General features: G+C 72.8%; 21 protein-coding genes. 7 read left to right on the forward strand and 14 right to left on the reverse strand.

What is annotated here, in order from left to right:
• Positions 1 to 23: 23 nt before the first annotated feature.
• The 5 genes from ACQ0O7_RS18755 to ACQ0O7_RS18775 are packed head-to-tail and all read right to left on the reverse strand — an operon-like array spanning position 24 to position 4,871.
• The gene (locus tag ACQ0O7_RS18755; protein WP_430783408.1) at positions 24 to 518 is read right to left on the reverse strand and encodes a hypothetical protein; all 495 of its coding nucleotides are present in this window, start codon (positions 516 to 518) and stop codon (positions 24 to 26) included.
• 10 nt (positions 519 to 528) lie between these two features.
• Positions 529 to 1,713 (reverse strand): ABC transporter permease, encoded by a 1,185-nt coding sequence (locus ACQ0O7_RS18760; RefSeq protein ID WP_430783409.1) that lies wholly within the window; start codon positions 1,711 to 1,713, stop codon positions 529 to 531.
• The gene (locus ACQ0O7_RS18765; protein ID WP_430783410.1) at positions 1,710 to 2,429 is read right to left on the reverse strand and encodes an ABC transporter ATP-binding protein; all 720 of its coding nucleotides are present in this window, start codon (positions 2,427 to 2,429) and stop codon (positions 1,710 to 1,712) included. The genes ACQ0O7_RS18760 and ACQ0O7_RS18765 overlap by 4 nt, the downstream gene beginning before the upstream one ends.
• Complete coding sequence (locus tag ACQ0O7_RS18770; protein WP_430783411.1) at positions 2,429 to 3,517, reverse strand: efflux RND transporter periplasmic adaptor subunit; 1,089 nt, start codon at positions 3,515 to 3,517, stop codon at positions 2,429 to 2,431. The genes ACQ0O7_RS18765 and ACQ0O7_RS18770 overlap by 1 nt, the downstream gene beginning before the upstream one ends.
• Before the next feature lie 55 nt (positions 3,518 to 3,572).
• Entirely contained in the window at positions 3,573 to 4,871 is a 1,299-nt protein-coding gene (locus ACQ0O7_RS18775; RefSeq protein ID WP_430783412.1) for an efflux RND transporter periplasmic adaptor subunit, read from the reverse strand.
• Between the two features lie 95 nt (positions 4,872 to 4,966).
• On the opposite strand from ACQ0O7_RS18775, the gene ACQ0O7_RS18780 reads away from it, so the two are divergent.
• The gene (locus tag ACQ0O7_RS18780; RefSeq protein ID WP_430783413.1) at positions 4,967 to 5,860 is read left to right on the forward strand and encodes a response regulator; all 894 of its coding nucleotides are present in this window, start codon (positions 4,967 to 4,969) and stop codon (positions 5,858 to 5,860) included.
• A gap of 238 nt (positions 5,861 to 6,098) precedes the next feature.
• A complete protein-coding gene (locus ACQ0O7_RS18785) occupies positions 6,099 to 6,866 on the forward strand; it encodes an alpha/beta fold hydrolase (RefSeq protein ID WP_430783414.1) in 768 nt (255 codons plus the stop codon).
• On the opposite strand, the gene ACQ0O7_RS18790 is transcribed toward ACQ0O7_RS18785, so the two are convergent.
• From ACQ0O7_RS18790 to ACQ0O7_RS18810, 5 genes are read right to left on the reverse strand one after another with little or no spacing between them, the layout of a single operon-like run.
• Positions 6,853 to 7,449: a LutC/YkgG family protein gene (locus tag ACQ0O7_RS18790; protein ID WP_430783415.1), complete on the reverse strand. Its 597-nt coding sequence runs from the start codon at positions 7,447 to 7,449 to the stop codon at positions 6,853 to 6,855. The genes ACQ0O7_RS18785 and ACQ0O7_RS18790 overlap by 14 nt on opposite strands.
• Entirely contained in the window at positions 7,446 to 8,888 is a 1,443-nt protein-coding gene (locus tag ACQ0O7_RS18795; protein ID WP_430783416.1) for a LutB/LldF family L-lactate oxidation iron-sulfur protein, read from the reverse strand. Before ACQ0O7_RS18795 ends, ACQ0O7_RS18790 begins: the two co-directional genes overlap by 4 nt.
• Positions 8,885 to 9,619 (reverse strand): (Fe-S)-binding protein, encoded by a 735-nt coding sequence (locus ACQ0O7_RS18800; protein WP_430783417.1) that lies wholly within the window; start codon positions 9,617 to 9,619, stop codon positions 8,885 to 8,887. The genes ACQ0O7_RS18795 and ACQ0O7_RS18800 overlap by 4 nt, the downstream gene beginning before the upstream one ends.
• A 3-nt stretch (positions 9,620 to 9,622) precedes the next feature.
• A complete protein-coding gene (locus ACQ0O7_RS18805) occupies positions 9,623 to 11,017 on the reverse strand; it encodes a rhamnulokinase (protein ID WP_430783418.1) in 1,395 nt (464 codons plus the stop codon).
• The gene (locus tag ACQ0O7_RS18810) at positions 11,014 to 13,044 is read right to left on the reverse strand and encodes a bifunctional aldolase/short-chain dehydrogenase (protein WP_430783419.1); all 2,031 of its coding nucleotides are present in this window, start codon (positions 13,042 to 13,044) and stop codon (positions 11,014 to 11,016) included. Before ACQ0O7_RS18810 ends, ACQ0O7_RS18805 begins: the two co-directional genes overlap by 4 nt.
• Before the next feature lie 136 nt (positions 13,045 to 13,180).
• Between ACQ0O7_RS18810 and ACQ0O7_RS18815 the strand changes: the two genes are divergently transcribed.
• Entirely contained in the window at positions 13,181 to 14,758 is a 1,578-nt protein-coding gene (locus ACQ0O7_RS18815; RefSeq protein ID WP_430783420.1) for a diguanylate cyclase, read from the forward strand.
• Here the strand turns inward: ACQ0O7_RS18815 and ACQ0O7_RS18820 are convergent.
• Positions 14,713 to 15,276: a TetR/AcrR family transcriptional regulator gene (locus ACQ0O7_RS18820; protein ID WP_430783421.1), complete on the reverse strand. Its 564-nt coding sequence runs from the start codon at positions 15,274 to 15,276 to the stop codon at positions 14,713 to 14,715. The two genes, ACQ0O7_RS18815 and ACQ0O7_RS18820, sit on opposite strands and share 46 nt — an antisense overlap.
• Positions 15,277 to 15,386: 110 nt before the next feature.
• Here ACQ0O7_RS18820 and ACQ0O7_RS18825 point away from each other — a divergent pair, with 110 nt between their 5' ends.
• From ACQ0O7_RS18825 to ACQ0O7_RS18835, 3 genes are read left to right on the forward strand one after another with little or no spacing between them, the layout of a single operon-like run.
• The gene (locus ACQ0O7_RS18825; RefSeq protein WP_430783422.1) at positions 15,387 to 16,082 is read left to right on the forward strand and encodes an alpha/beta hydrolase; all 696 of its coding nucleotides are present in this window, start codon (positions 15,387 to 15,389) and stop codon (positions 16,080 to 16,082) included.
• A gap of 3 nt (positions 16,083 to 16,085) precedes the next feature.
• Entirely contained in the window at positions 16,086 to 16,580 is a 495-nt protein-coding gene (locus ACQ0O7_RS18830) for a SigE family RNA polymerase sigma factor (protein ID WP_430783423.1), read from the forward strand.
• A complete protein-coding gene (locus ACQ0O7_RS18835; protein ID WP_430783424.1) occupies positions 16,580 to 17,605 on the forward strand; it encodes a hypothetical protein in 1,026 nt (341 codons plus the stop codon). Before ACQ0O7_RS18830 ends, ACQ0O7_RS18835 begins: the two co-directional genes overlap by 1 nt.
• Positions 17,606 to 17,616: 11 nt before the next feature.
• Here ACQ0O7_RS18835 and ACQ0O7_RS18840 read toward each other — a convergent pair whose 3' ends face one another.
• From ACQ0O7_RS18840 to ACQ0O7_RS18850, 3 genes are all read right to left on the reverse strand, one after another.
• Positions 17,617 to 19,353 (reverse strand): ABC transporter ATP-binding protein, encoded by a 1,737-nt coding sequence (locus tag ACQ0O7_RS18840; RefSeq protein WP_430783425.1) that lies wholly within the window; start codon positions 19,351 to 19,353, stop codon positions 17,617 to 17,619.
• Positions 19,350 to 20,930: an ABC transporter ATP-binding protein gene (locus ACQ0O7_RS18845; protein WP_430783431.1), complete on the reverse strand. Its 1,581-nt coding sequence runs from the start codon at positions 20,928 to 20,930 to the stop codon at positions 19,350 to 19,352. The genes ACQ0O7_RS18840 and ACQ0O7_RS18845 overlap by 4 nt, the downstream gene beginning before the upstream one ends.
• Positions 20,931 to 21,024: 94 nt before the next feature.
• Complete coding sequence (locus tag ACQ0O7_RS18850) at positions 21,025 to 22,380, reverse strand: MFS transporter (RefSeq protein ID WP_430783426.1); 1,356 nt, start codon at positions 22,378 to 22,380, stop codon at positions 21,025 to 21,027.
• 86 nt (positions 22,381 to 22,466) lie between these two features.
• Between ACQ0O7_RS18850 and ACQ0O7_RS18855 the strand changes: the two genes are divergently transcribed.
• Complete coding sequence (locus tag ACQ0O7_RS18855) at positions 22,467 to 23,555, forward strand: AsnC family transcriptional regulator (protein ID WP_430783427.1); 1,089 nt, start codon at positions 22,467 to 22,469, stop codon at positions 23,553 to 23,555.
• Positions 23,556 to 23,920 lie beyond the last annotated feature (365 nt).

Genomic DNA, 23,920 nt, shown 5'->3' on the forward strand with positions numbered 1-23,920 from the left:
TGGCACACGACGGAACGGCGGCCCTAGCCCGCGGTGACCGCGGTCGCGGTGACGACGCCCTCGGAGTCCGGGACGCCCTGGACGGTGACCGCTGCCCCGGCCGGCAGCTTGTCCAGGGTGACGGTCTGGTTCAGCTTCACGGCGGTGGTGCCGGAGGTCCGCACCGTCACCGTCTGGCCGTCCGCGGTCTGCACATAAAGCGTGGTGCCGTCGACCAGTTTGACCGTCCCGGTGGTGCCGGGGACCGAGCCTCCGGACGGGCCCGCGGACGGATTGCCCCGCCCGCCGGGGAACCCGCCGACCTCCGGCATCGACGGGCCGGTGGCGGCCTCGGTACCCCAGCGTTCGTGGGCCCGCACACCGCCGACGAATCCGCCGGCCACCAGGGCGACCGCGAGCAGGGCCACGGTGGTGCGGTTCCACCAGCGGCGGGGTGCGGCGGCGGCCAGCGCCTCGGTCAGGTCGGCGGGCGCCTCGGGCCGGGGAAGCACCTCGGTCTCATGATCGGTGGTGGTCACGGCTGGTCCCTTACTCATAGCGGAGTGCGTCGATCGGGCGGAGGCGGGCGGCACGGGCGGCCGGCAGGCCGCCGAAGAACAGGCCGATCACCACGGAGACGCCCAGGGCGAGCACCACCGAACTGGGCACGATCACCGGCTGCACGCCCACGATCGGGAAGCGGCTGCCGATCACCGCGGCGGCCACCCCCAGCCCGCCGCCGATCACACTGAGCAGGGTGGCCTCGATCAGGAACTGGGTAAGGATCACCCGGCGCGGGGCACCGAGGGCTTTGCGGATGCCGATCTCCCGGGTCCGTTCGGTGACCGTGACCAGCATGATGTTGGTGATCCCGATACCGCCGACGAGCAGGCTGATCGCGGCCACCGCCCCGAGCAGCGTGGTGAACGTGTCAGCGGTCTCGGTCTGCGTCTCCAGCAACTGGGCGGCGCTCTGGATCCGGTAGGCGGCGGCGCCGTCGCTGCCGGCCGGGACCCGCTGGTCGAGGACCGTGGCGATCTGCGACTGGACGGCGTCGACTCCGGCCGGATCGTCCGCCTCGACCAGGATCGAGCTGAGGGGCCCGTACCCGGCGAGGACCTGGCGGACCGCACTGAGCGGGGCGACGGCGATGTCGTTGAGGTCCTGGAACCCGGTGGAGCTCTTCTCCGCCAGCACCCCGACCACGGTGAACAGCGCCCCGCCGACGGTGACCTGGAGCCCGATCGGGTCGACGCCGGAGAACATCTCCTCGGCCACCGTCTGGCCGATCACCACCACCCGCCGGGCCTGGGTCTCGTCGTCGGCGGTGAAGACAGCGCCGCGGGCGGCCGGGAAGTTGGAGGCGGTGAACCAGGCCGGCGTGGTGCCGACGAACGAGCCCACCTGGTGTTCGGCGCCCTCGTAGGTGAGGGTGGCGGAGGTGCTGACCACCGGCGACACCGACCGTACGTCCGGGGCCAGCATCGGATCGTCGAGCGCGTCGGAGACCTTCACGGTCAGACCGCCGCCGCGGTCGGCGCTCAGCACGGTCAGCGTGTTGGTGCCGAGCGCCTCGATCCGGGTGGCGATCGCCTGGGCGGAGCCGTTGCCGACCGCGACCAGCAGGATCACCGCGGCGACCCCGATCATGATGCCGAGCATGGTGAGCGCCGACCGGAGTTTGTTGGCGCCGATGCCGCGCAGCGCGAACCGGACGATCTCGGGGAAGTTCATCGGTGTGCCCCCACCGCGTGCCGGCCGGCCGGTTCCGGCTTCGAGTCGGCGGTGATCCGGCCGTCGAGCAGCCTGATCAGCCGGTCGGCGCGGGCGCCCACCTCGTCCTCATGCGTGATGATCACGATGGTGCGGCCGGCCGCGTTCAGTTCCTCCAGGACGGCGAGCATGTCCTCGGTGGCGTGACTGTCCAGGTTGCCGGTGGGTTCGTCGGCGAGCAGCAGGGCCGGCTCGGTGACCAGCGCGCGGGCCACCGCGACCCGCTGCTGCTGGCCGCCGGAGAGCTGGTTCGGCTCGTGGTCGGCCCGGTCCGCCAGGCCGACCAGGTCGAGGGAGAACAGCGCGCGGCGCCGTCGTTCGGCGGCCTTCATCCCGGAGTACGCCAGGGGCAGCTCGACGTTGGCCACCGCGCTGGTCCGCGGGATCAGGTTGAACGACTGGAACACGAAACCGATCAGCCGGTTCCGGGCCAGGGCCAGCTGTTCGTCGCTGAGCCCGCCGACGTCCACCCCGTCCAGCAGGTAGCGGCCGGTGGTCGGCACGTCCAGGCAGCCCAGGATGTTCATCAGCGTCGACTTGCCGGAGCCGGACGGGCCCATCACGGCCACGTACTCGCCCTTCTCCACCTGGAGGGTGACGCCGTCCAGGGCACGTACCTCGGTGTCGCCGTCGCCGTACACCTTGGTCAGATCCCGGACGTCGAGAACCGGCCGCATCAGCGCCCGCCCATGCCGCCGCCGGGCGGGCCGCCGCGCATGTCGTTCCGGCCGGTCGTGGCGGTGGTGCTGGTCGGGATGACCACCCGCTCCCCCTCCGCCAGTCCCGAGGTGATCTGGGAGGAGTCGTCGCCGGCCAGGCCGACCTGCACCTGGCGGATCTCCTGCCGGCCGGCGCCGGTGACAACGGTGACGCTCTTGCGGTTGCCGGTGGTGCTGATCGCCGCCGAGTTGACCAGGACGGCGTTCTCCACGTTGCCGGTGACCACCGCGACGGTGACCGTCTGGCCGGGTTTCGCGCCGTCCGGCGGGTTGGGCAGGCTGACCGTGACGCCGTAGGTGACTACGCCGTCGGTGCTGGTGGCGACCGGGTCGACGGCGATCACCTCGCCGGTGGTCTCGGCGTTGCTCAGCGCGTTCCACACGATCGAGGCGCTCTGCCCGGCCTTCAGCTCGGTCGCGTCGGCCTCCGCGAACGCGGCGGTGATCTGCAGCCTCTTCAGGTCGGCGAGGTCGACGAAGCCGGCGCTGGTGTCCTTGCCGGAGGTGACCGCGGACGTGCCGCCGAGGGTGCCGTTCACGGCGACCACGGTGCCCGCCATCGGGGCGACCAGCCGGGTCCCGGCGACCGCCGCCTCCGCCTCGTCGACGGCGATCCCGGCCTCGGTGACCGCGTTCGCGGCGTTGTCGGTGCCGGTGCCGGCCGCTTCGGCCCGGCTCAGCGAGGCCCGTGCGGCGGCCAGGTTCGCCCGCGCCAGCGCCAGGTCGCGCTGGGCGTCGGTGGGGTCCACCCGGGCCAGCAGGGCGCCCGCCGCCACCTCCTGCCCGATCTTGGCCCGGATCTGGGTGACGGTGCCCGCGGTGGCGAAGGCGGCGGTGGCGGTGGCCGCGCTGGCGACGGTGCCGTCAGCGGACACGGTCCGGGTGACGGTGCCCTTCGAGGCGGTCACCGTACGGGTGCCGGAAGCGCTCGCCCCGGACGTCTCGCCGGGGTCCCGCAGCAGACTCCAGCCCCACAGGGCGGCACCGACGATCAGCAGGGCCAGCAGGGCGTTCACCGCCGTACTGGGCCGTCGAAGCGCGTTCACACCCTCATCATGCCTTCCGGGCGGTTCGGTCACCGGCGTTCCGGGAATGCCGGGTTCACCAGGAACGTACGACCTGATCACCTTCGGACAGTCCCCCGGTGATTTCGGTGTACTGGTCGCCGCGCAGCCCGACCGCTACGGTCCGCTTCACCGACGTGCCGCCGGTGCGCACCAGTACCGTCCCGGCCCCACCGGACACGTCGTGCACCGCCGTCGACGGCACCCGCAGCGCGTCGGCGACCTGGCCGGTGCGCACCTTCACCCGGGCGCTCTGCCCGACCAGCAGGTCGTCCGGCGAGTCGGCGAACGAGATCAGCACCCCGTAGCGGACCAGCGTGCCGTCCGACGTCCCGGCCGGGTCGACCTGCACCACCGTCGCGTCCAGCACGGTCCCCGACCCGGCCAGGGTGACCTCGGCGCTCTGTCCCGCGGCCAGCGCTCCGGCGTCGGCCTCCGGAAAATCCGCACGAACCTGCATCGTGTACGTGTCCGCCAGGCTGACGAACGTGGCCCCGCCCCGCACCTGGTCCCCCACACTGCCGGAGACGGCGACCACGGTCCCCGCGATGGGCGCGACGATCTTCGCCCCGGCCAGCGCCTGAGAGGCCTGCTCGACAGCCCGCGCGGCCCGGTTGACCTGCTGCTCGGCGGCGAGGACCGGATCGTTGCCGTCGTCCGGGAATCCCCTGGTGGCACAGGCCGTGCCGGCGGCCCGGGCGGCGTCCACCCGCGAACGAGCCACCGAACCACCGCCGCCGGCCTCCACGGCCTCCACGGAACGGGCGGCCGGGTTCTGAGGCACGGCGGGCACACCGGGAGCGAACTGAATGCCGGGGGCAGCCGGAACACCCGGGGCAGCCGGAACACCGGGAGCGGCCGGAATGCCGGGGGCGGCCGCGGCGGCCACCGTGGAGCGGGCCGGCCGGGCGCAGACGGTGGCGCTCGCGGTGGTGTGCACCGAGGTGGTGGTCGCGGCGGCCAGCCGGTCCCGGGCCTCGGCCAGGGTCGACTGGGCGTCACCGACCGCGTCGGACGCGTCGGTGGCGTCCAGACTGGCCAGGGTGTGCCCGGCCTCGACCCGGTTGCCGGGCCGGACGTCCACCGCGGCGACGGTGCCGTCCACCGCGAACGACAGGCTGCGGGTGGTGGCCGGTTCGACGGTTCCGGTGGTGGCGACGTCGACGGTGATCGCCCCCCGGTCGGCGAGGGCCACCACCACGGCGGCGGGCGTGGACGGTTCGTCCCGGTCGAGGGCGAGGAGCACCCCACCGGCGACCGCTCCCAGAACGACGATCACGGCTCCGATCCACCGAACCCGCCGCCCACCACCCTCGTGCTCCGATTCGTCACCCATGTCACAAATTGTGACGGCAATGCCCACCCCGCGTGGTGCGTTCCGGTGCGTTCCGCACCGGAACGCANCACCACGCGGAACCTAGAGTCGGGAACGTGCCACGCCATGGTCACCTGCTGCGGGCCGGGGTGACGCTCGGGTTGCTGGCCGTGCTCGCCGTCGGGATCACCGCGTACCTGTGCAACGACGTGGTTCTGCGGCAGATCGGCGAGGTCCTGGCCACCCGTCCGGGCACCGACGTGGAACGGCGGCTCGGCGAGATCCGGGCCGGTGCGCGGATCACCCGATGGCTGGTCCTCTGGGTGTCGGCCGCCGCCGGGATCATGCTGCTGATCGGCGGGCACGCGCTGGGCCGGCGCCTCAGGGAGAGCCCTGGCCCAAGCTCCGAAGAGGACCCCGGCCGGCGCCCCGCAGAAGGCCCACACCCCGAAGAGGACCCCGGCCGGCGCCCCGACGAAGGCCCGCGCCCCGGAGACGAAGCCGCGGCGAGCCCCGGCGCGGACCTCGGAGAGGAACCCGGCGGCGCCGGGGCCCACCGGACCGCCCGGGAACGGCCGGCGCGGGAGGCCAGGTCGATGCTGGTGCTGGTGGCCGAGGACGACCCGGTCGATCAGCGGCTCGCCCGCCGGATGCTGGAGCGGCTCGGGCACCGGGTGGTGACCGTCGGGGACGGGGAGGCCGCGGCGGAGGCGGTTCAGCGGGACCGTTACGACCTGGTGCTGCTGGGTGCCGGTCTGCTGGTGCTGGACGGCCCGGCCACGGTCCGGCTGATCCGCGCCGACCCGCCGTCGCACGGCCGGCCCCGGATGGTCGCGGTCTGCTCGGACCGGGAGGAGTGCCGGGACTTCACCGAGGCCCGGGTGGACGGCATGCTGAGGCGCCCGCTGGACGGCGCCGACCTGGAGACCGCGCTGGCCGCCGCGGCGGGGGCGGCCGACGCGCGCCGGGCCGGGTTCACGGCGAGACGTCCCCGCGCAGACATCGGGTGACCATGTCGGCCAGTTCGCGTTCGAACGTCTCGACCGGGACGGTGCCGGGGGCGGCCATCAGCTCGTGCGTGTTCAGCTCGATGGTGAACAGGATCAGGTCGGCGGCGGTCCCGCACGCGAGGCGGCTGTCGCTCAGAAAACTGTTGCGAGCAGCGTAAACACCGGATGACCAGCGACTGCGGACGAGATCGAGGCCGCCCGCTGTCCACGATCAGCCTGGATGTCGGACGATGAGTCCATGACGGAGACGATGGTGAGTGTGGCCGGGGGCGACACGGTGTGGGCGGACGACAGCGGGGACGGGCCGCCACTGATCCTGGTGCATCCGGGGGTGGGTGACTCGCGGGTGTGGGATCCGATCCTGCCGGAGCTGCGGGCACGGCACCGGGTGATCCGCTATGACGCCCGGGGTTTCGGCCGGTCTCCCGCGCCGACCGCGCCGTTCGTGATGCTCGACGACCTGGTGGCCGTTCTCGATCACTTCGGCGTCGACCGGGCCCCGATCGTCGGCTGCAGTCAGGGCGGGGACGCCGCGCTCGGTCTGGCGATCACCCGGCCGGAGCGGGTGTCCGCGCTGGTGCTGCTCTGCCCGGGGATCTCGGGTTTTCCGGTGCCGGACGACCCGGCGACCGAAGCGGCGTATGCCAAGGCCGAGGCGGAGGGCTTCGACGCGATCGTCGACGTGGCGCTGAGTGTGTGGGCCCGCGCCGGGCGTACCCCGGAGGTGGTGGAGCAGCTGCGGTCCGGGGTGCGCGGATGGCTCGCCGAGAACGGCCTGGAGCAGCCGAACCCGGCGGTGTTCGACCGGCTCGGCGAGATCCGGGTGCCGGCCTCGCTGCTGGTCGGCGACCTGGACCGGGACTGGATCGTGGACGCCGCCCGGCAGGCCGCGACCCGGATCCCGGGGGTCGAGTTCGTCGAGGTGCCGGGGGTGGATCACCTGCCGTCGCTGCGGATCCCGGACCGGGTCCTCGAACTGATCGAGGCCACCGTCAATCGAGGATGATCACGTGTAGATGACGGGGGCCGTGCACCCCCTCCACCCGGTTCAGTTCGATGTCGCTGGTGGCGGACGGCCCGCTGATCCAGGTCAGCGGCCGCCCCGGGGTGAGGTGGGCGACGGCGTCCGGCACCGAGGCGACCACCTGGTCCGGCCGCAGCACGCAGATGTGCACGTCCGGCAGCAGGGTGATGATCCGCCGGCCCTGGTCGGGGCCGGCGTCCAGCACGATGGTCCCGGTCTCGGCGACGGCCACCGCGGCGGCGGTGAGCACGGCGTCGGCTCCGGCGATGCGGTCCTGGTCCAGGTCGTCGTCGGGGAAGGCACCCGCCGGGCGCCACGACTGCGGCAGACCCGGCGGTACGAGTACCGACCCGCCCTCTCCGGCGATCCGTTGGACGGTGTCCGCCACCTCGGCCTCGCCGACCCGGTAGACCTCGGCCTTGTAGTCGGCGAGCCGGTCGACGAACACGTCCAGATCGGGCCGGTTCGCACCCGCCGGACGGTAGTCCCGCGGCACCGGGGGCACCACCGGCGTGTCCCGCAGCGCGGCCCGGATCCGTCCGAGGATCAACTCCCGGGAGCTCATCGGCCCTCCCCATGGGTCTCGGCCCACCAGTCGCGGAAGGTCTGTCGCGGGAACTCGGGCAGGTCCCGCCCGGCCGTCCATCCGGTCAGGGGCGGGGGCAGGGCCCGGCCCCGGCGCCCGACGATCCGGGCCAGTTTGGCGGCGCGCTGGGCGGACGCGTACAGGCGCGGCCGGTCCATGATTCTGGCGGCGGTGGCCATCGCGGCCCGCTCGGTGGCGGGGTGCGGGGCCTGGTCGCGCAGGTGCACGAGCAGCGACGGGATGTCGATCTTCACCGGGCAGGCGTCGAAGCAGGCGCCGCAGAGCGAGGAGGCGTACGGCAGGGAGGCGTTGTCGGTGATCCCGGTGAGCTGCGGGGACAGCACCGCCCCGATCGGCCCGGGATAGACCGAGCCGTACGAGTGTCCGCCGGTCCGCTCGTACACCGGGCACACGTTGAGGCAGGCCGAGCAGCGGATGCAGTGCAGCGCCGAGCGGCCCACGGTGTCGGCGAGGACCGCGCTGCGCCCGTTGTCGAGCAGCACCAGGTGGAAGCTGCGCGGCCCGTCGCCGGGGGTGACTCCGGTCCACATCGTGGTGTACGGGTTCATCCGCTCGCCGGTCGACGCCCGTGGCAGCAGTTGCAGGAAGACTTCCAGGTCTCGCCAGGTGGGCAGCACTTTCTCGATGCCCATCACGGTGATCAGGGTGTCCGGCAGGGTGAGGCACATCCGCCCGTTGCCCTCGGATTCGACGACGCCGAGGGTGCCGGTGTCGGCGATGGCGAAGTTGGCCCCGCTGACCGCGACGCTGGTGGACAGGAACGTCTCGCGCAGGTAGCGGCGGGCCGCGGCGGCGAGCACCGGCGGGTCGTCGGTGAGTGCCGGGTCGACGCCGGGCATGGCCCGCAGGAAGATCTCCCGGATCTCGGACCGGTTCCGGTGGATGGCGGGGACCAGGATGTGGCTGGGTTTGTCCTCGCCGAGTTGCACGATCAGTTCGGCCAGGTCGGTTTCGACGGGGGCGATCCCGGCGGCTTCCAGGGCCTCGTTGAGCCCGATCTCCTGGGTGGCCATCGACTTGACCTTGATGACCCGGTCCGAGCCGGTCCGGCGGACCAGGTCGGTGACGATCCGGTTGGCCTCGTTGGCGTCGGCGGCCCAGTGCACCACCCCGCCGGCGGCGGTGACCTTCTCCTCCAGCTGTTCGAGCAGTTCCGGCAGTCGGGCCATGACGTCGGCTTTGATCGCCGAGCCGGCGTCCCGCAACCGTTGCCAATCCGGTAATTCGGATATCACCCGGCCCGATTTGCCCCGAATAGTGGTGGTGGCGTGCCGGAGGTTGCGCCGCAGTTGATCGTTCTTCAGAGCTTCCCTGGCGGCGACCGGAAAGGACTCGTCACCTCGCAGATGCCCCACTCCCCGGGGAGCGGTGGCCGGCATACCGAGAAAAGTGGTCATGACGCCTCCGTCGAGGCAAGAATCTCCGCCAGGTGAATTGTCCGGATTCCCGTATTATTTCGTGACAAGCCCCCGCCGATATGCATCAGGCACGAGGTATCACCGGCAGTACACACCTCAGCCCCGGTGGACACCACATTGTCCATCTTGTCGGCCAGCATCGCCGTCGACGTGTCCGCGTTCTTCAACGCGAACGTCCCTCCGAACCCGCAACACTGCTCGGCGGCGGGCAACTCGACCAACTCCAGACCACGCACCCGCCGGAGCAGCCGCAACGGCTTGTCCCCGACCCGCGTCATCCGCAGACTGTGGCAGGTCGGATGGTAGGTGACCCGATGCGGGTAGTACGCCCCCACGTCCTCCACCTCCAGCACGTCGATCAGCAGTTCGGACAGCTCGTAGGTGCGCGCCGCGACCGACGTGCTGCGCCCGGCCAGCCCGGCGTCCCCGTGTCTGGTGGCGACCATGGCGTGCTGGTGGCGGATCGACCCGGCGCAGGATCCGGACGGCACCACGATCACGTCGTACGGGTCGAAGGTCTTCGCGTACCGCCGGATCAGCGGCAGCGCCTCCTTCTGGTACCCGGTGTTGATGTGCATCTGCCCGCAGCAGGTCTGTTCGAACGGGAACACCACCTCGTGCCCGAGCCGTTCCAGCAGTCGCACCGTGGCCTTGGCCGCCTCCGGGAAGAGGGTGTCGGCCAGGCAGGTGGCGAAGAACGCGATCCGCACGGTTCACCTCCCCACTCGGGCGGCGGCCTCGTCCCAGACCGGTGACGGGACCGGCTCGTACCGCACGATCTGCTGAGTCTCGCGCACCAGCGCCCGCATCGCATCCAGTCCCCCGTGGACCACTCCGGCGGCGCGGGCCTGGACGAGCAGGTTGCCGATCGCGGTGGCCTCCACCGGCCCGGCCAGCACCGGCAGCCCGCAGGCGTCGGCGGTCGCCTGGCAGAGCAACTCGTTGAGCGCTCCCCCGCCGACCAGGTGCACCACGCCGATCTCGCGCCCGGCCAGCTCACCGGCCTGCCGGACGGCCCGCCGGTGAGCGAGCGCCAGACTGTCCAGGACGCAGCGCACGATGGTCGCCCGGTCCACATCGGCGGGCAGTCCGGCGGCCGTGCGCAACCGCCCCTCCATGTCGCCGGGCGGCAGGAAGACCGGATCGTCGAGATCCACCACGTAGCGCAGCGCGGCACGCGAAGACGCCTCGGTCAGCAGCGTGGCGAGATCCGGCGAGCCCCATTCGCGCAGGCACTCCTGCAACGGCCAGAGGCCCATCACGTTGCGCAGGTAGCGGATCGTCGAGTCGACACCGCCCTCGTTGGTGAAGTCGGCCGCCCGGGACGCCTCGCTGAGCACCGGGGCATCCAGTTCCAGGCCGACCAGGGACCAGGTGCCGCACGAGATGTACGCGAAATCGGGCCCGGTCGCGGGCACGGCCACCACGGCACTGGCGGTGTCGTGCGAGCCGACCGCGACCACGGGCGTCCCCTCGTACAACCCGATCAGGTCTCCGGGGTGCCGCACCGGGGGCAGCAGCGTGGACCGCAACCCCAATTCCGAGATCAACGGCGACGACCAGTCCCGCGTACGTACGTCGAGCAGCCCCGTGGTCGACGCGTTGGTGTATTCGGCTCCGATCTCCCCGGTCAGCCAGTAGGCGAGCAGGTCGGGGATCATCAGCAGCCGGTGTGCCGCCGCGTACTGGGCGGTCGGCTCGGCGGCCAGCAGCTGGTACACCGTGTTGAACGGCAGTCGCTGCAGCCCGCACACGTCGTACAGGTCACGCACGCGCTCGGCGATCCCGTCGGTGCGCGAGTCCCGGTAGTGCACCGGGTTGCCGAGCAGCGCCCCGTCCGCGTCGAGCAGCCCGTAGTCGACGGCCCACGAGTCGATGCCGACGCTGCGCACCGGCCCGGCCGCGCGCAGCCCCTCGACCACCCCGCGGTGCAGCGACAGGATGTCCCAGTGCAGGGTGCCGCCGGCCCGCACCGGCTCGTTCGGGAACCGGTGCACCACCTCCAGGTCGAGCCCGCCCGGGTGGAACCGGCCGACCACGACGCGCCCGCTGGACGCGCCCAGATCGACTGCGGCGAAGGAGCCGGCCGCGCCCGATGACTCGGTCATCGCAGGAACGCCGCGGCCACGCCGGCGTCCACCGGGACGTGCAGGCCGGTGGTGTGGGTCAGGTCGCCGCCGGTGATCGCGAAGACCGCGTTGGCGATGTGCTCCGGCAGCACCTCCCGCTTGAGCAGGGTGCGCTGGGCGTAGAACTCGCCCAGCTTCTCCTCCGGCACCCCGTAGACGGCGGCCCGGTCGGCGCCCCACCCACCGGCGAAGATGCCGGAACCGCGTACCACCCCGTCGGGGTTGACGCCGTTGACCCGGATGCCGTGCGGGCCCAGCTCGGCGGCGAGCAGGCGCACCTGGTGGGCCTGGTCGGCCTTGGCCGCGCCGTAGGCCACGTTGTTGGGCCCGGCGAAGATCGAGTTCTTGCTGGAGATGTAGACGATGTCGCCGCCCATGCCCTGCGCGATCAGCACCCGCGCGGTCTCCCGGGACACCAGGAACGAGCCCTTGGCCATCACGTCGTGCTGCAGGTCCCAGTCGCGGGCGGTGGTGTCCAGCAGCGACTTGGACAGCGACAGCCCGGCGTTGTTGACGACGAGATCAACCCCACCGAAGGCCAGGACCGATTGGCGTACGGCGTCAGCCACCGCCTCCTCGTCGGTCACGTCCAGGCTGACCGCGACCGCCACGTCGGCGCCCCCGATCTCGGCCGCCACCGACCGTGCCGCCTCGGTGTCCCGGTCGCTGACCACCACGCACGCGCCCTCCGCGGCCAGCCGCAGCGCGATCGCCCGGCCGATGCCCGAGCCCGCGCCGGTGACCAGGGCGATCCGGGTGGCCAGGGCCTTCGGTTTCGGCATCCGCTGGAGTTTGGCCTCCTCCAGTGCCCAGTACTCGATGCGGAATTTCTCCGACTCGTCGATCGGGGCGTACCGGGAGATCGCCTCGGCGCCGCGCATCACGTTGATCGCGTTGACGTAGAACTCGCCGGCCACCCGCGCGGTCTGCTTGTTGGCCCCGAACGAGAACATGCCCACGCCGGGGACCAGCACGATCGCCGGGTCGGCGCCGCGGATCGCCGGGCTGTCCGCGGTGGCGTGCCGCTCGTAGTAGCCGCGGTAGTCCGCCCGGTACGCCTCGTGCAGCTCCTTCAGGCGGGCCACCACCTCGTCCAGGGGCGCGTCCGGGGCGGTGTCGACGACGAGCGGTTTGACCTTCGTACGCAGGAAGTGGTCCGGGCACGACGTGCCGAGTGCGCCCAGCTCGGCCAGGCGCTCGCTGCCGGTGAACTCCAGGACCACGTCACTGTCGGTGTAGTGGCCGACCTGCGCGCGGTCGGTGGAGGCGAGACCGCGGATCACCGGGAACAGTGCGGCGGCGCGCTCGTGACGTGCTCCGGTCGCCAGGGCCGCGACCCGCTGCGCCCCGAACGGCTCGCCGCGGCCGTGCTCCTCGATGTAGGCCGCCGCCCGGTTGATGATCTCGGTGGAGTTGGCCTCGCACTCCGCGCTGGTGGCGCCCCACGCGGTGATCCCGTGACCGCCCAGGATCACGCCGATGGCCTGCGGGTTGGCCCGGTGCGCGGCGGCGATGTCCAGGCCCAGCTGGAACCCGGGGCGCCGCCAGTCCACCCACAGCACCCGGTCGCCGAAGATCTCCTTGGTCAGCGCGGGGCCGTCGGCGGCGGTGGCGATCGCGATGCCGGCGTCCGGGTGCAGGTGGTCCACGTGCGGGGCGTCGACCAGGCCGTGCATCGCGGTGTCGATGCTCGGGGCGGCGCCACCCCGGCCGTGCAGGCAGTAGTCGAACGCGGCGACCATCTCGTCCTCGCGCTCCACGCCCGGGTAGACGCCGGTCAGCGCGCGCAGCCGGTCCAGCCGGAGCACGGCCAGGCCCTTCTCGGTGAGGGTGCCGAGGTCGCCGCCGGAGCCCTTCACCCACACCAGGTCGACGGCCTGCCCGGTGACCGGGTCGGTGCCGGCGCCCTTGGCGGAGGTGTTGCCGCCGGCGTAGTTGGTGGTCCGCGGGTCCGCGCCGAGGCGGTTGGAGCGGGCGATCAGATCGGAGACTACCGGGTTGGCCATGAAGGTCCGCTCCCCTGTTTCGTGAAACGTTTCAGAGTTACGGGTAGATTACGGCCGCCTCCGGCGCCGGTCAAGGCCGATTCCTCAAGGCGGTCGCCGGCCTGCCGATTCGGGAATCGTGAATAGCATGTTCCCGATGACGCCCACGGCGCGCGCGGCGACCGTCGCTCATCTCGAGGAACTCGAGCTACTCACCGCGCGCGACTTCGAGGCGGTCGCCGCCCCCGCCGCGATCATCGAACTCCAGGCTCGCGAGCACGGCTGGACCGACCTGGTCTGGCGCGCCCAGCTGATCATCGCCGACGTGGCCGGCCGGCACGGCGACGTCGCCGAACAGGGCCGGGTCGCCCGCCGTGCCAACCTGTGGGCCGAAGAGCACGGCGACGAGTTCCTGCTCGCCCGCAGCCACCGGCTCCTGGCGATCGTCTTCCGCCGGCTCGGCGACCACGCCCAGGCCCTGGTGCACGCGCTCGCCGGGCTCCAGCACGCCGGCACCATGTCCGACCGGCTGCGCTGCAACCAGCTGGTCACCCTCGGCCTGGTCCTCGACCTCAACGGCCGGTTCGACGACGCCCGCCGCCGGTTCGCCGAAGCCATGCGGATCGCCGACGAGAACCACGACACCCACCAGGCGCTCACCGTGCTCAACAACATGGCGTTCACCGCGTACGAGAACGAGGACGTCGACGAGGCCAACGCGCTGGCCCGGCAGATGGTGGAGGCGGCCAACCGGAGCGCGATCCCGCTCGACGGCCTGCACCTGGACACCCTGGCCCGGATCCTGATGATGCAGCAACGCTGGGCCGAGGCCGAGGCGACCCTCCGGCCGATCCTCGACGACCCCACCGGATCGTGGCACTCCGAAGGCGACAGCCTGCCGGAATGCCTGCTCACGCTGGCCGAGATCTACGTCGCCACCGGCCGCCGGGCCGAGGCCGGAGAAGCGCTGGACACCGCCGGACGGCTCTGCGCGGAACGCGACCTCGGCTCGATCGCCGCCCGGGTGCACCGGGCCCGCGCCGATTGGCACGCGGCCGCCGGCGAGTACCGGGAGGCGTACCACGAGTTCCAGCTCTTCCATGAACTCAGCGAGACCCTGCACTCGGCCGAACGCGAATCCCGGGCGTACGCCATGCAGGCGCTGTTCGAGGCCACCGAGGCACGACGGCAGTCGGCCCAGTTCCAGGAGATGGCCGAACGCGACGCGCTCACCGGACTGTTCAACCGCCGCTACCTGGACGAGAAACTGTCCGCGACCCTCGCCGCCGCCCGGCGTACCGGCGAACCGGTGTCGGTGGCCATCATCGACCTGGACCACTTCAAGCGGGTCAACGACACCCTGTCACACGGGGTCGGCGACGCCGTGCTGCGCCAGATCGGCGCCCTGCTCGGCGCGTTCGCCGCCGACGTCGACATCCCGGCCCGGCTCGGCGGCGAGGAGTTCGTGCTGTTGCTGCCCGGCGCCGGCGCGTCCACCGCCCACCGCCGGGCCGAGGAACTGGCCGCGCTGATCCGCGACCGCGACTGGACCGCCACCACCGGGACACTTCCGGTCACCGCCAGCATCGGGGTGGCCACCTGCACCGGCGGGGCGCTCACCGCCGAAGTGCTGCTGGGCCGCGCCGACGAATGGCTCTACGTGGCCAAACGGCACGGCCGCGACCAGGTTCAGGGTGAGCTCGCGGGCTCCCCGGAGAGCGTCGCCAGGAAGTGATCGAAAGCCTGATCCGCGCGGGTCAGGTCGCCCGTCGCCTCGATGTCCAGGATCAGCCCGCGGATCACCGCCAGCACCAGGGTCGCCAGCTCCGGGCGGCCCACGCTGCGCAGACCCACCTCCAGCGGCAGCAGCCAGTCGGTGGTGGACTCCCGGCGGAAACCCGGCCACAACCGCTCCCCGGAGTCCTCCCGCAGCCTGCCGAACATGGTCAGGAACGGCCGCCCGGCCGGCCCGGTCATCCCCCGCCAGGCGTCCCGCAGCGTGCTCAGGTAGTCCTCGTCCGGCCGTGGGGCCAGCAGCGCGCCGAAATAGTCGCGCTGCCGCCGCCGGGCCCGGCCCAGAGTCTCCCGCAGCAGGGCGTCCCGGGTCCGGAAGTGGTAGATCAGCATCCGGGTCGAGGTGCCGGCCGCCGTCGCGAACGGCTCCAGCCGGTCCGGCAGCCCGTGCGCGAGCGCGTGATCCACGCAGGCGTCCAGGATCCGGTCCCGGATCTCCGGCTGCTTCCGACGTCCCATGCCCGGGACTTTTTCACGTAACGGCGAGTACGTCTACCGTTGATCGCGGTGATCATCGACTCCTGATCATCGACTCCTGATCTTCGTCTTCGACTCCGAAGGAGCTGGTTATGCGCGTGGTCTTCGTGCACGGGGCGTGTGTCCGGGACGGCTCGTGGTGGTGGCACCCGACCGCTGCGGCGGGCGCCGTCGCCGTAGCCCCGGAACTGCCCAGCTGCGAGAACCCGGCCGAAGCCGGACTCGCCGAGGACATCGCGGCGGTCCGGGCCGTACTCACCGAGAGCTCCGAGCCGACAGTGCTGGTCGGGCACAGCTACGGCGGCATCGTCGCGTCCGAGGCGGCGGTCGGCGCGGACTCGGTGCGGCACATGCTGTTCATCTCCAGCTACCTGCCCGCGCCCGGTGAGTCACTGTCCACCTTCGGCGCGCCCGAGCCGCCGCCGTTCCTGGACTTCGACCCGGCCGGCGGCACGTTCACCGCCCGGCCCGAACTGTTCGCCGAGACGTTCGCCCAGGACTGCCCGCCCGAGATCGTCCGCGAGGGCGCGCGGCGGCTGGCCCGGCAGAACATCGCGGTCCTCCAGCAGCCGGTCCGCAACGTGGCCTGGCCCGGCCTGCCGACCACCTATCTGGTGTGCACCGAGGACCGCGGCACCCCCGCCGCGGCCCAGCGCGAATTCGCCCGGCGCGCCGGCACGGTGATCGAGGTGGCGGCCGGACACCACCCGTTCCTGTCGAGGCCGGAGACGGTCGCGGAAATCATCGGCGCCCTGTCAACGCGGCCGGACACCCATCGCGTTTCCTAAGGCGTGACGTTCGAGGAGTACGCGTACGCCCGCGGCCCGTCGCTGGTCCGGCTCGCCCGGCTGCTGACCGGCGACGAACACCGGGCCGAGGATCTGGTCCAGGACGTCCTGGCCCGCGCCTACACCCGGTGGCGGCGGATCGACCGGACCGGGCGGCCCGACCTCTACGTACGCCGGATGCTGATCAACGCCCACCACTCGTGGTGGCGGCGGCGCAGCAGTCACGAGGTCGCCGTTCCGGTGGTGGCCGACGTCGCGGGCCGCACCGACACCGCCGCCGTCCTGGCCGAACGCGACCAGATGTGGCGGCTGGTCCGCGCACTGCCGGCCCGCCAGCGGACGGTGATCGTGCTGCGTTACTACGAGGACCTGGACGACGCGGCGATCGCCGAGGTGATGGGCTGCTCCGCGACCACCGTCCGGACCCACGCGAAACGGGCCCTGGCCACACTCCGCGCGGTGACGCCCGCGCCGACCGCGACCATGGAGGTCCGCTGATGTCGCACGATCTCGGTGAACGGCTGGCCGCCACCCTCCAGGACCGGGCCGGCGGCACCGTCGACACCGGCGCGCTGGTCCGCGGCGCCCGCGAACGGGGCGGCCGGCTCCGGCGGCGGCGATGGCTGCTGACCTCGGCCGGCACGGCGGTGCTGGCCCTGGCCGTCGCCGCCGTCGTGCTGGTGACACCGGGACTGCCCCGGCCCGGCGGCACGGCCACCCCGGCGCTGCCGGCCGCCGCGGACCAGCCGGGTGCGGCGGCCCGCCCGGATCTGGTCGGCACCGATCCGGGCGTCCTGCACTTCACCGCGGACCACCTGGTGGCCGGTTCCACCCATGTCACCTGGGGCGCGGCGGCCGGGGTGGAGAGCGTGCAGACCCTCGGCGCCGACGTCACCGCGTTGTTCCTGCTGGCCGGGGACGCTTCCGCGCTCGACGGGGCGGACCGGACGCTCGGTTCCGGCGGCGGGTCGGTCACGCGGGAGGACGTGCTGGTCGGAGACCGGCCGGGCCGGGCCTGGCCGGACGGCGGCACCTGGACCGTGGACTGGCAGCCGTCGGCCGGGCTGTGGGCCCGGTTGCAGATGCTCGGCGCGGGCCGGGCCGAACTGCTGACGGCGGCCGCGGCGATCCGGTTCGACGGCGCCCGCCGGTGTGCCGTGCCGTTCCGGCTGACCGTCGTCCCGGACGGGATGCGCACTCTCTCCTGCAGCGTCATGCTCGGATCCGGGGGCTTCTCCGAGGGCGCGCTGCTGGTCGGCGACGACGACCGCTGGTTCAGCGTCCGGGTGGAACGCGCCGACGGCCACCGCCCGGCCGCCCCGCGCGGCGAACTGACCGCCGGCCCCTACCGGGTCGACCGCGAGGACACCCGGGCGCTGCGGACGGTGGCCGGCTCCTGCTACGTCGGCCTGATCCGCGACGGCTGGGGCTCCTGGGCGAAGGGCGTCACCGAACCGGAGGCACTGTCCGTACTGGCCGGTTACCGGCCGGCCGGTGATCCGGCGGATCCGTCGTCCTGGTGAGCCGGCGGGCGTCACGAGGGGACCGGCCGGGTCTCGCCGCCGTGCCAGGAGCGCCACAGGGCGGCGTACGGGCCGTCCGCCGCGACCAGCTCGTCGTGGGTGCCCAGTTCGATGATCCGGCCGTCGTCCATCACCGCGACCCGGTCGGCGTCGTGGGCGGTCTGCAAGCGGTGGGCGATCGCGATGACGGTGCGTTCCCGCAGCACCGCGGCGAGGGAGCGTTCGGCCGCGCGGGCCGCCGTCGGGTCGAGCAGGGCGGTGGCCTCGTCCAGGATGACCGTGTGCGGGTCGGCGAGGACCACCCGGGCCAGTGCCAGCTGCTGGGCCTGGGCGCCGTCGAGGGGGTGTTCGCCGAGGTCGCGGTCGAGGTCGTCGGCCCAGTCGGCGCCGACGGTGCGCAGTGCCGCACGCAGCCGGTCGTCGGGGGCGGGCGACATCAGGTTCTCCCGCAGGGTCTCGCGGAAGACGTGGTGTTCCTGGGTGACGAGGACGACGTGCCGGCGTAGCTCGTGTGGGGGCAGGTCGGCGATGGGGATGCCACCGACGGTGACGGTGCCGGCGGTGGGCCGCTCGATGCCGGCGATCAGACGGCCCATGGTCGACTTGCCGGCTCCGGAGAGCCCGACGACGGCGAGCCGTTCCCCGGGACGGACGGTGAGTTCCACGTCGTGCAGGACGTCACGACCATTGTCGTACGCGTACCGAACGCCTCGTACCTCGATCTTCTCGTCCTTCGGCGCGGCGTCGGCGAACGGTGGTGGCGCGGGGACCGCCGCGAGTCCCTCGACGCGGGCGAAGGCGGCTCCGGCGCTCTGCATCTGCTCGATGTAGATCAGGATGCCGTCGATCGGCCCGACCAGCTGGCGCAGGTAGAGCACGGCGGCGGCGACGGTGCCGATGCTGACCCGGCCGTCGAAGTAGAACAGTCCGCCGAGCAGCAGGACCAGGACCGAGGGCACCGCGTACGACGTCTCGGCCAGCGGGAAGAACACACTGCGCAGTCCGAGGGTGCGCAACCGGCTGGCCCGGGTCTCGGTGAGGGCCTCCTGCCCGGCGGCGAGCCGGCGGTCGGCCAGCCCGAAGGCCTCGATGGTGCGGGCGCCGGTGGTGGTGGCGGCGAGTTCGTCGGCGAGCCGCGAGTTGGCCTCGCCTTCGAGCAGGTAGGCGGCCCGGGCCCGGCGTAGATACCACCGGGTGACGAACCAGATGCCGGAGAACCCGATCACCCCGACCAGCCCGAGCAGCGGGTCGAGCACCAGCACCGCGCCGATCAGGAAGACGATCTGGACGGCGCCGACGAAGATGGTCGGCAGGATGTCGCGCAGCGCGGTGGCGATCGCGTCGACGTCGGTGGTGCCGCGGGCGGCCAGGTCACCGGCGGGCACCCGTTCGACGACGGCGGCCGGCAGGTCGACCGCGCGCCGCAGGAAGGTCTCCCGGATGCGGGCGGCGGTGCGTTCACCGAACCGGTACGCCACCGCGAGCGCCCACCGGGACACCAGCATCTGGACGACGGCGCAGACCAGCACGGCGAGGGCGAGACGGTCGACGGTGCCGTGGCCCCCTCCGGCGGCGACGGTGTCGATGACCCGGCCGAGCAGCCACGGGCCGCCCAGTCCGGCGATCGCGGCCACCGAGCTGAGGGTGATCATGCCGGTGACGGTCCGCCGGTCGGCGGCGATCAGGGCGGCGACCGCCCGGCCGACCAGGCGCGGCTCGGCGACGGGGAGCTTGTTGCCGGCGGTCACCGGACCACCAGCGCACGGTAGCCGGGCTCGGTGGCGAGCAGCTCCCGATGGGTGCCGGAGGCGGCGACCCGGCCGTCGACCAGCCAGTGCACGGTGTCGGCTCGGTCCAGCAGCACCGGGGAGGTGGTGGCCAGGACGGTGCCGCGGCCGGCGCGGGTGGTGCTGAGCCGGTCGGCGATCGCGGCTTCGGTGTGCGCGTCGACGGCCGAGGTGGGCTCCGGGGCGAGCAGTGTCTCCGGGTCGGCGTAGATCGCGCGGGCCAGCCGGACCCGCTGCCGTTGCCCGCCGGACAGGTTGCGGCCGCCCCAGGTGAGGGGCCGGTCCAGGTCGTCGCCGACGTCGTGGGCCACGGCGGTGGCCAGGGCCTGCCGGATCCGGTCGTCGTCCGGGTCGAGCCGGCCGGCGACCACCTCGCGCAGGGTGCCGGCGAACAGGTCGGCCTCGTGTTCGGCGACCAGCAGCCGCTCCCGGACATCGGCGCGGGCGATCCGGTCGATCCGGCGGCCGGCCCAGGTGGCCTCGGTGGGGCCGTAGCCGCCGAGCCGGTCCAGGATCTCGGTGGCGTCGGCCGGCCGGGCCCCGGCCAGGGCGGTGAACCGGCCCGGTTCGGCGCACACCCCGGACACCGGGTCGCGCAGGGTGGACGGGCCGGGCGGGGCGGGCTCACCGGACGGGTCGTCCACCGGAAGCCGCAGGAATTCGGTGAGCCGCCGGGCCGCGACCACCCCGTGGGTGACGTCGAACCCGACGAAGATCAGCACGTTGACCGGGATGACCAGCATGGCGGTGTAGCCGTACACCGCGACCAGCTCGCCGGCGGTGAGGTCACCGGCGACCGCGAGCCGGGCGGCCAGCCAGATCACCACACCGAGGAAGACCACCGGCAGGCCCTCGCCGAGCGCGCCGATCCAGCTGGTCGGGCCGCCGACCCGGTAGCCCTGGTCGCGCAGCGCCGCCGACTCCCGCCGGTAGCGGTCCACGTGGGCGTCCTTGCCGCCCAGCCCGTTGAGGATGCGCAGCCCGCCGAGCACGTCGAGGAGCCGCCCGTTCAGCGTGCCCTGCCGCTCCCGGTAGCGGGATCCGGCCCGCTGGGTGCGGCGCAGCAGCGGGCCGACGATCAGCGCGAGCACCGGCACCCCGATCATGATCACCGCGGCGAGCAGGCCGGAGATCCGCGCCAGCATGACCGCGACCACCACACAGGCGACCAGCGACGCCACCCCGACACCGCCCGCGTTCATCGCCCGGCCGATGGTCCACACGTCGGAGATGCCGATGGTGACCACCTCGCCGGTGGTGACCCGGCGGGGCAGGGCCGAACCCAGCCGGGTGGCGTGCGCCATCACCAGGTCGGCGGTGCGCAGCGCGGCGGCCAGGCGCATCTTCGTCATGCTGCGGTGCCGCATGATGCCCAGCCAGGCGCTGCCGACCCCGACGGCGAGGACCACGCCGGCCCAGGTGAGGAGCACGGCCGGGCGGTGCGGGACCAGGCCGCGATCGATGGCCTGCGCGATCAGGTACGGCGTGAGGGCCAGGCTGGCGAACCAGAGCGAGCCGTAGACCGCCCCGAGCACCACCCGGCCTTTCACTTGCCGGGCCAGCCACCACAGGTATCTCACGGGTCCGCGCGCATCCACGACCGTCATGCTGCCGTACGACCGCCCGGAAATGTCACCCGATTTTCACCGCTTCCGGCGCTCTCCGGCGCACTGTCACCATCACCAGGATCGCCGCCACCAGCGCGAACCCACCCGCCATGAGTGTCGCGTCACTGAGCCCGGCGGCATAGCTTTTCCGCTCCGGGAAGAGCGTGCCGTAGATCGCCACCCCGAACGCGAAGCCCAGCTGACGGAACGTGTTCAGCGCCCCGCCGGCCATTCCGCTGCGTTCCCGGGGCACCTCGGCCAGCACCGCCGACGACAGCACCGGCATCACCACCCCGGACCCCAGCCCGACCAGGATCAGCCCCGGGATCAGGGCCGCCGCGCGGTCGTCCACCACCGTCTGGGCGAGGGCGCCGGCCGCGATCAGCAGCAGCCCGCCACCGATCGCGGTCCGCGGGTTCACCGTCTGCAGGCGGCGGCCCGCGAACACGCCCACCAGCAGGGCCGCGCCGCTCAACGGCAGCGCGCCGAGCAGGCCGGCGTCCACCGGGCCGTAGCCGAGCACCTGCTGCAGCCACGTCGTCGTGTAGGGCAGGTAGGCGAACGCGGCGGCCTGGCACAGGAACGCCGCCACGATCATCCCGGCGAACGGCCGCTGCCGGAACAGCCCCAGATCCAGCATCGGATCCGTGGACTTCAGCTCCACCAGCACGAACAGCCCGATCCCGGCGACACCGGCGGCCAGCGGGCCGAGCACCGCGGGCGACGTCCAGCCGTCCGCGGCGGCACGGATCAGCCCATAGGTGATGGCGATCGCGGCCAGCGAGAAGGTCACCGTGCCGGGCACGTCGAACCGGCCGGCCCGTTCGGCCCGCGACTCGGCGACCGTCCGCGTCGTGAACCACGCCGCGACCGCACAGACCGGCAGGTTGACCAGGAAGATCCAGCGCCAGTCCAGGTGCTCGGTGAGCAGCCCGCCGGCCAGCGGACCGGCCGCGGTGGCGGCGCCGCTGACCGCGCCCCAGATCCCGAACGCGACACCCCGGTCCCGGCCCCGGTAGGTGACGTTCAAGATGGCGACCGTGGTCGCGAACATCGCCGCGCCGCCGACCCCCTGCAGCACCCGGGCCGCGACCAGGGCGTGCACCGTCGGGGCCAGCACGCAGATCAGCGAGGACACCGCAAAGATCAACAGCCCGATGGTGTACGTGGCCCGGCGCCCGAATCGATCCGCCAGCGCTCCGGCACCCAGCAGCAGGGCGGCCAGCGCCAGGGCATAGCCGTCCAGGACCCACGCCAGGTCGTGCGGTCCCGCGTCCAGGTGCCCGGCGATGCTCGGCAGGGCGACGATCACGATGGTGACGTCGACGAGCAGCAGGAAGGTGCCGAGACAGACGGCGATCAGGGGTGACCATCTACGCATGGGCCGAAGAATCCCCGGTGCCCGCTCCCGTACGCCATGTTCGGCGCCATGTTCTGCGGTTCTCGACTTGTGGATAGGTTCTGGTGGTGGAATTCGACGCGCTGGATCAGCAGATCGTGCACGCGCTGCGGATCGACGGCCGGGCCGGATACCGGGAGATCGGGGCGGTCCTCGGCGTCTCCGACCAGACCGTCGCCCGCCGGTACCGCCGGTTGCGGGAGACCGCGGGGGTGCGCGTGGTCGGCCTGCCCAACCCGATCCGGCTCGGCTACGAGACGTGGATGCTGCGGCTGCACACCGGGCCGGACATGGCGATGACGCTGGCCCGGGCACTCGCCCGCCGCCCCGACACCGGCTGGGTCAGCCTGTCCTCCGGCGGCACCGAGATCTCCTGCAACGTCCGGGTTCCGGCCCACGCCGACCGGGAGTCCCTGCTGCTGGAACGCCTCCCCCGAACGCCACGGCTGGTGTCGGTGAGCGCGCACTGCCTGATCCACCACTACGTGGGCGGGGCGGTCGGCCCGGACCGGCACGACGACGCCCTGACCAGGGCCCAGATCGACACCCTCACCCCGGACGGGATCCCCGCGCCGTACGCCCTGGGCCCCACCGCCCCGGCCACCACCTCCGCCACCGGCCCTCCCGCCCCAGGCCCCACCGCCACCACCGGCCCTTCCGCCCCGGCTACCACCTCCGCCACCGGCCCTTCCGCCAGCCCTCCGGTCGTCCTGTCCGAAGGTGATCAGACGCTGCTGGACGCGCTGGCCCGGGACGGGCGGACGGCCTACGCGGAACTGTCCACCGCGACCGGCTGGCCGGAGTCCACGGTCCGCCGCCGGATGCGCGAGCTGCGCCGGACCGGGGCCCTCTACTACGACGTCGAGCTGAGGTCTTTCATGTTCGGCTTCCACGCCCCGGTCCAGTTGTGGCTGACCGTGGCCCCGGCCCACCTGGCCGCCGTCGGCGCGGCCCTGACCCACCACGAGGAGGTGGTGTTCGCGGCGGCCACCACCGGCGCGACCAACATGGTGGCCACGGTGGTCTGCCGGGACATGGCGGCCTTCTACCGTTACCTGACCGAGCGGGTGAGCGCCCTGGAAGGCGTCGACCGGGTGGAGTCCGCACCATTGCTACGGCATGTCAAACAACTCGGCGCGGTGACCGGCATGTTGTGAATCGATACCCGGTGTGAAATTCCCGTTACAGTTCCCACCCCGGGGCACCCTATCCGGCCCCGGTAGCGTCCATGATCTACGAAGGGCCGAAAACGCCGGGTCGGCACGGAGCGCGGTTCGCGCTCCGTCCCTCGCCACCCGGACGCGCACCGTCCCTGGTTCGGGTGTGGCGGCGGCACCGGTTCGGGCCGCCGCCCCTCCACCCGGGTGCCACCTCAGGCGCCACCCACGCCACAACGCGGCACGTTGAGGGCCGACTCGACCCGCGTGCCGACCTGCGGCGCAATCCGCACCACAACGCGGCACGACACGGCCGACACCCGACCCCGTGCCACCTTCCAGCGCGATCCGCACCACAACGCGGC

Source organism: Actinoplanes sp. G11-F43, assembly GCF_050589265.1.
In the GTDB taxonomy this organism is placed as follows: Bacteria; Actinomycetota; Actinomycetes; order Mycobacteriales; family Micromonosporaceae; genus Actinoplanes.

Coding starts and splice junctions, on each gene's coding strand:
- ACQ0O7_RS18825 (WP_430783422.1), top strand. CDS start 15,387: ATGCGCGTGGTCTTCGTGCACGGGGCGTGTGTCCGGGACGGCTCGTGG.
- ACQ0O7_RS18820 (WP_430783421.1), bottom strand. CDS start 15,276: ATGGGACGTCGGAAGCAGCCGGAGATCCGGGACCGGATCCTGGACGCC.
- ACQ0O7_RS18850 (WP_430783426.1), bottom strand. CDS start 22,380: ATGCGTAGATGGTCACCCCTGATCGCCGTCTGTCTCGGCACCTTCCTG.
- ACQ0O7_RS18790 (WP_430783415.1), bottom strand. CDS start 7,449: ATGAGCTCCCGGGAGTTGATCCTCGGACGGATCCGGGCCGCGCTGCGG.
- ACQ0O7_RS18775 (WP_430783412.1), bottom strand. CDS start 4,871: ATGGGTGACGAATCGGAGCACGAGGGTGGTGGGCGGCGGGTTCGGTGG.
- ACQ0O7_RS18835 (WP_430783424.1), top strand. CDS start 16,580: ATGTCGCACGATCTCGGTGAACGGCTGGCCGCCACCCTCCAGGACCGG.
- ACQ0O7_RS18795 (WP_430783416.1), bottom strand. CDS start 8,888: ATGACCACTTTTCTCGGTATGCCGGCCACCGCTCCCCGGGGAGTGGGG.
- ACQ0O7_RS18815 (WP_430783420.1), top strand. CDS start 13,181: ATGACGCCCACGGCGCGCGCGGCGACCGTCGCTCATCTCGAGGAACTC.
- ACQ0O7_RS18805 (WP_430783418.1), bottom strand. CDS start 11,017: ATGACCGAGTCATCGGGCGCGGCCGGCTCCTTCGCCGCAGTCGATCTG.
- ACQ0O7_RS18785 (WP_430783414.1), top strand. CDS start 6,099: ATGACGGAGACGATGGTGAGTGTGGCCGGGGGCGACACGGTGTGGGCG.
- ACQ0O7_RS18810 (WP_430783419.1), bottom strand. CDS start 13,044: ATGGCCAACCCGGTAGTCTCCGATCTGATCGCCCGCTCCAACCGCCTC.
- ACQ0O7_RS18760 (WP_430783409.1), bottom strand. CDS start 1,713: ATGAACTTCCCCGAGATCGTCCGGTTCGCGCTGCGCGGCATCGGCGCC.
- ACQ0O7_RS18765 (WP_430783410.1), bottom strand. CDS start 2,429: ATGCGGCCGGTTCTCGACGTCCGGGATCTGACCAAGGTGTACGGCGAC.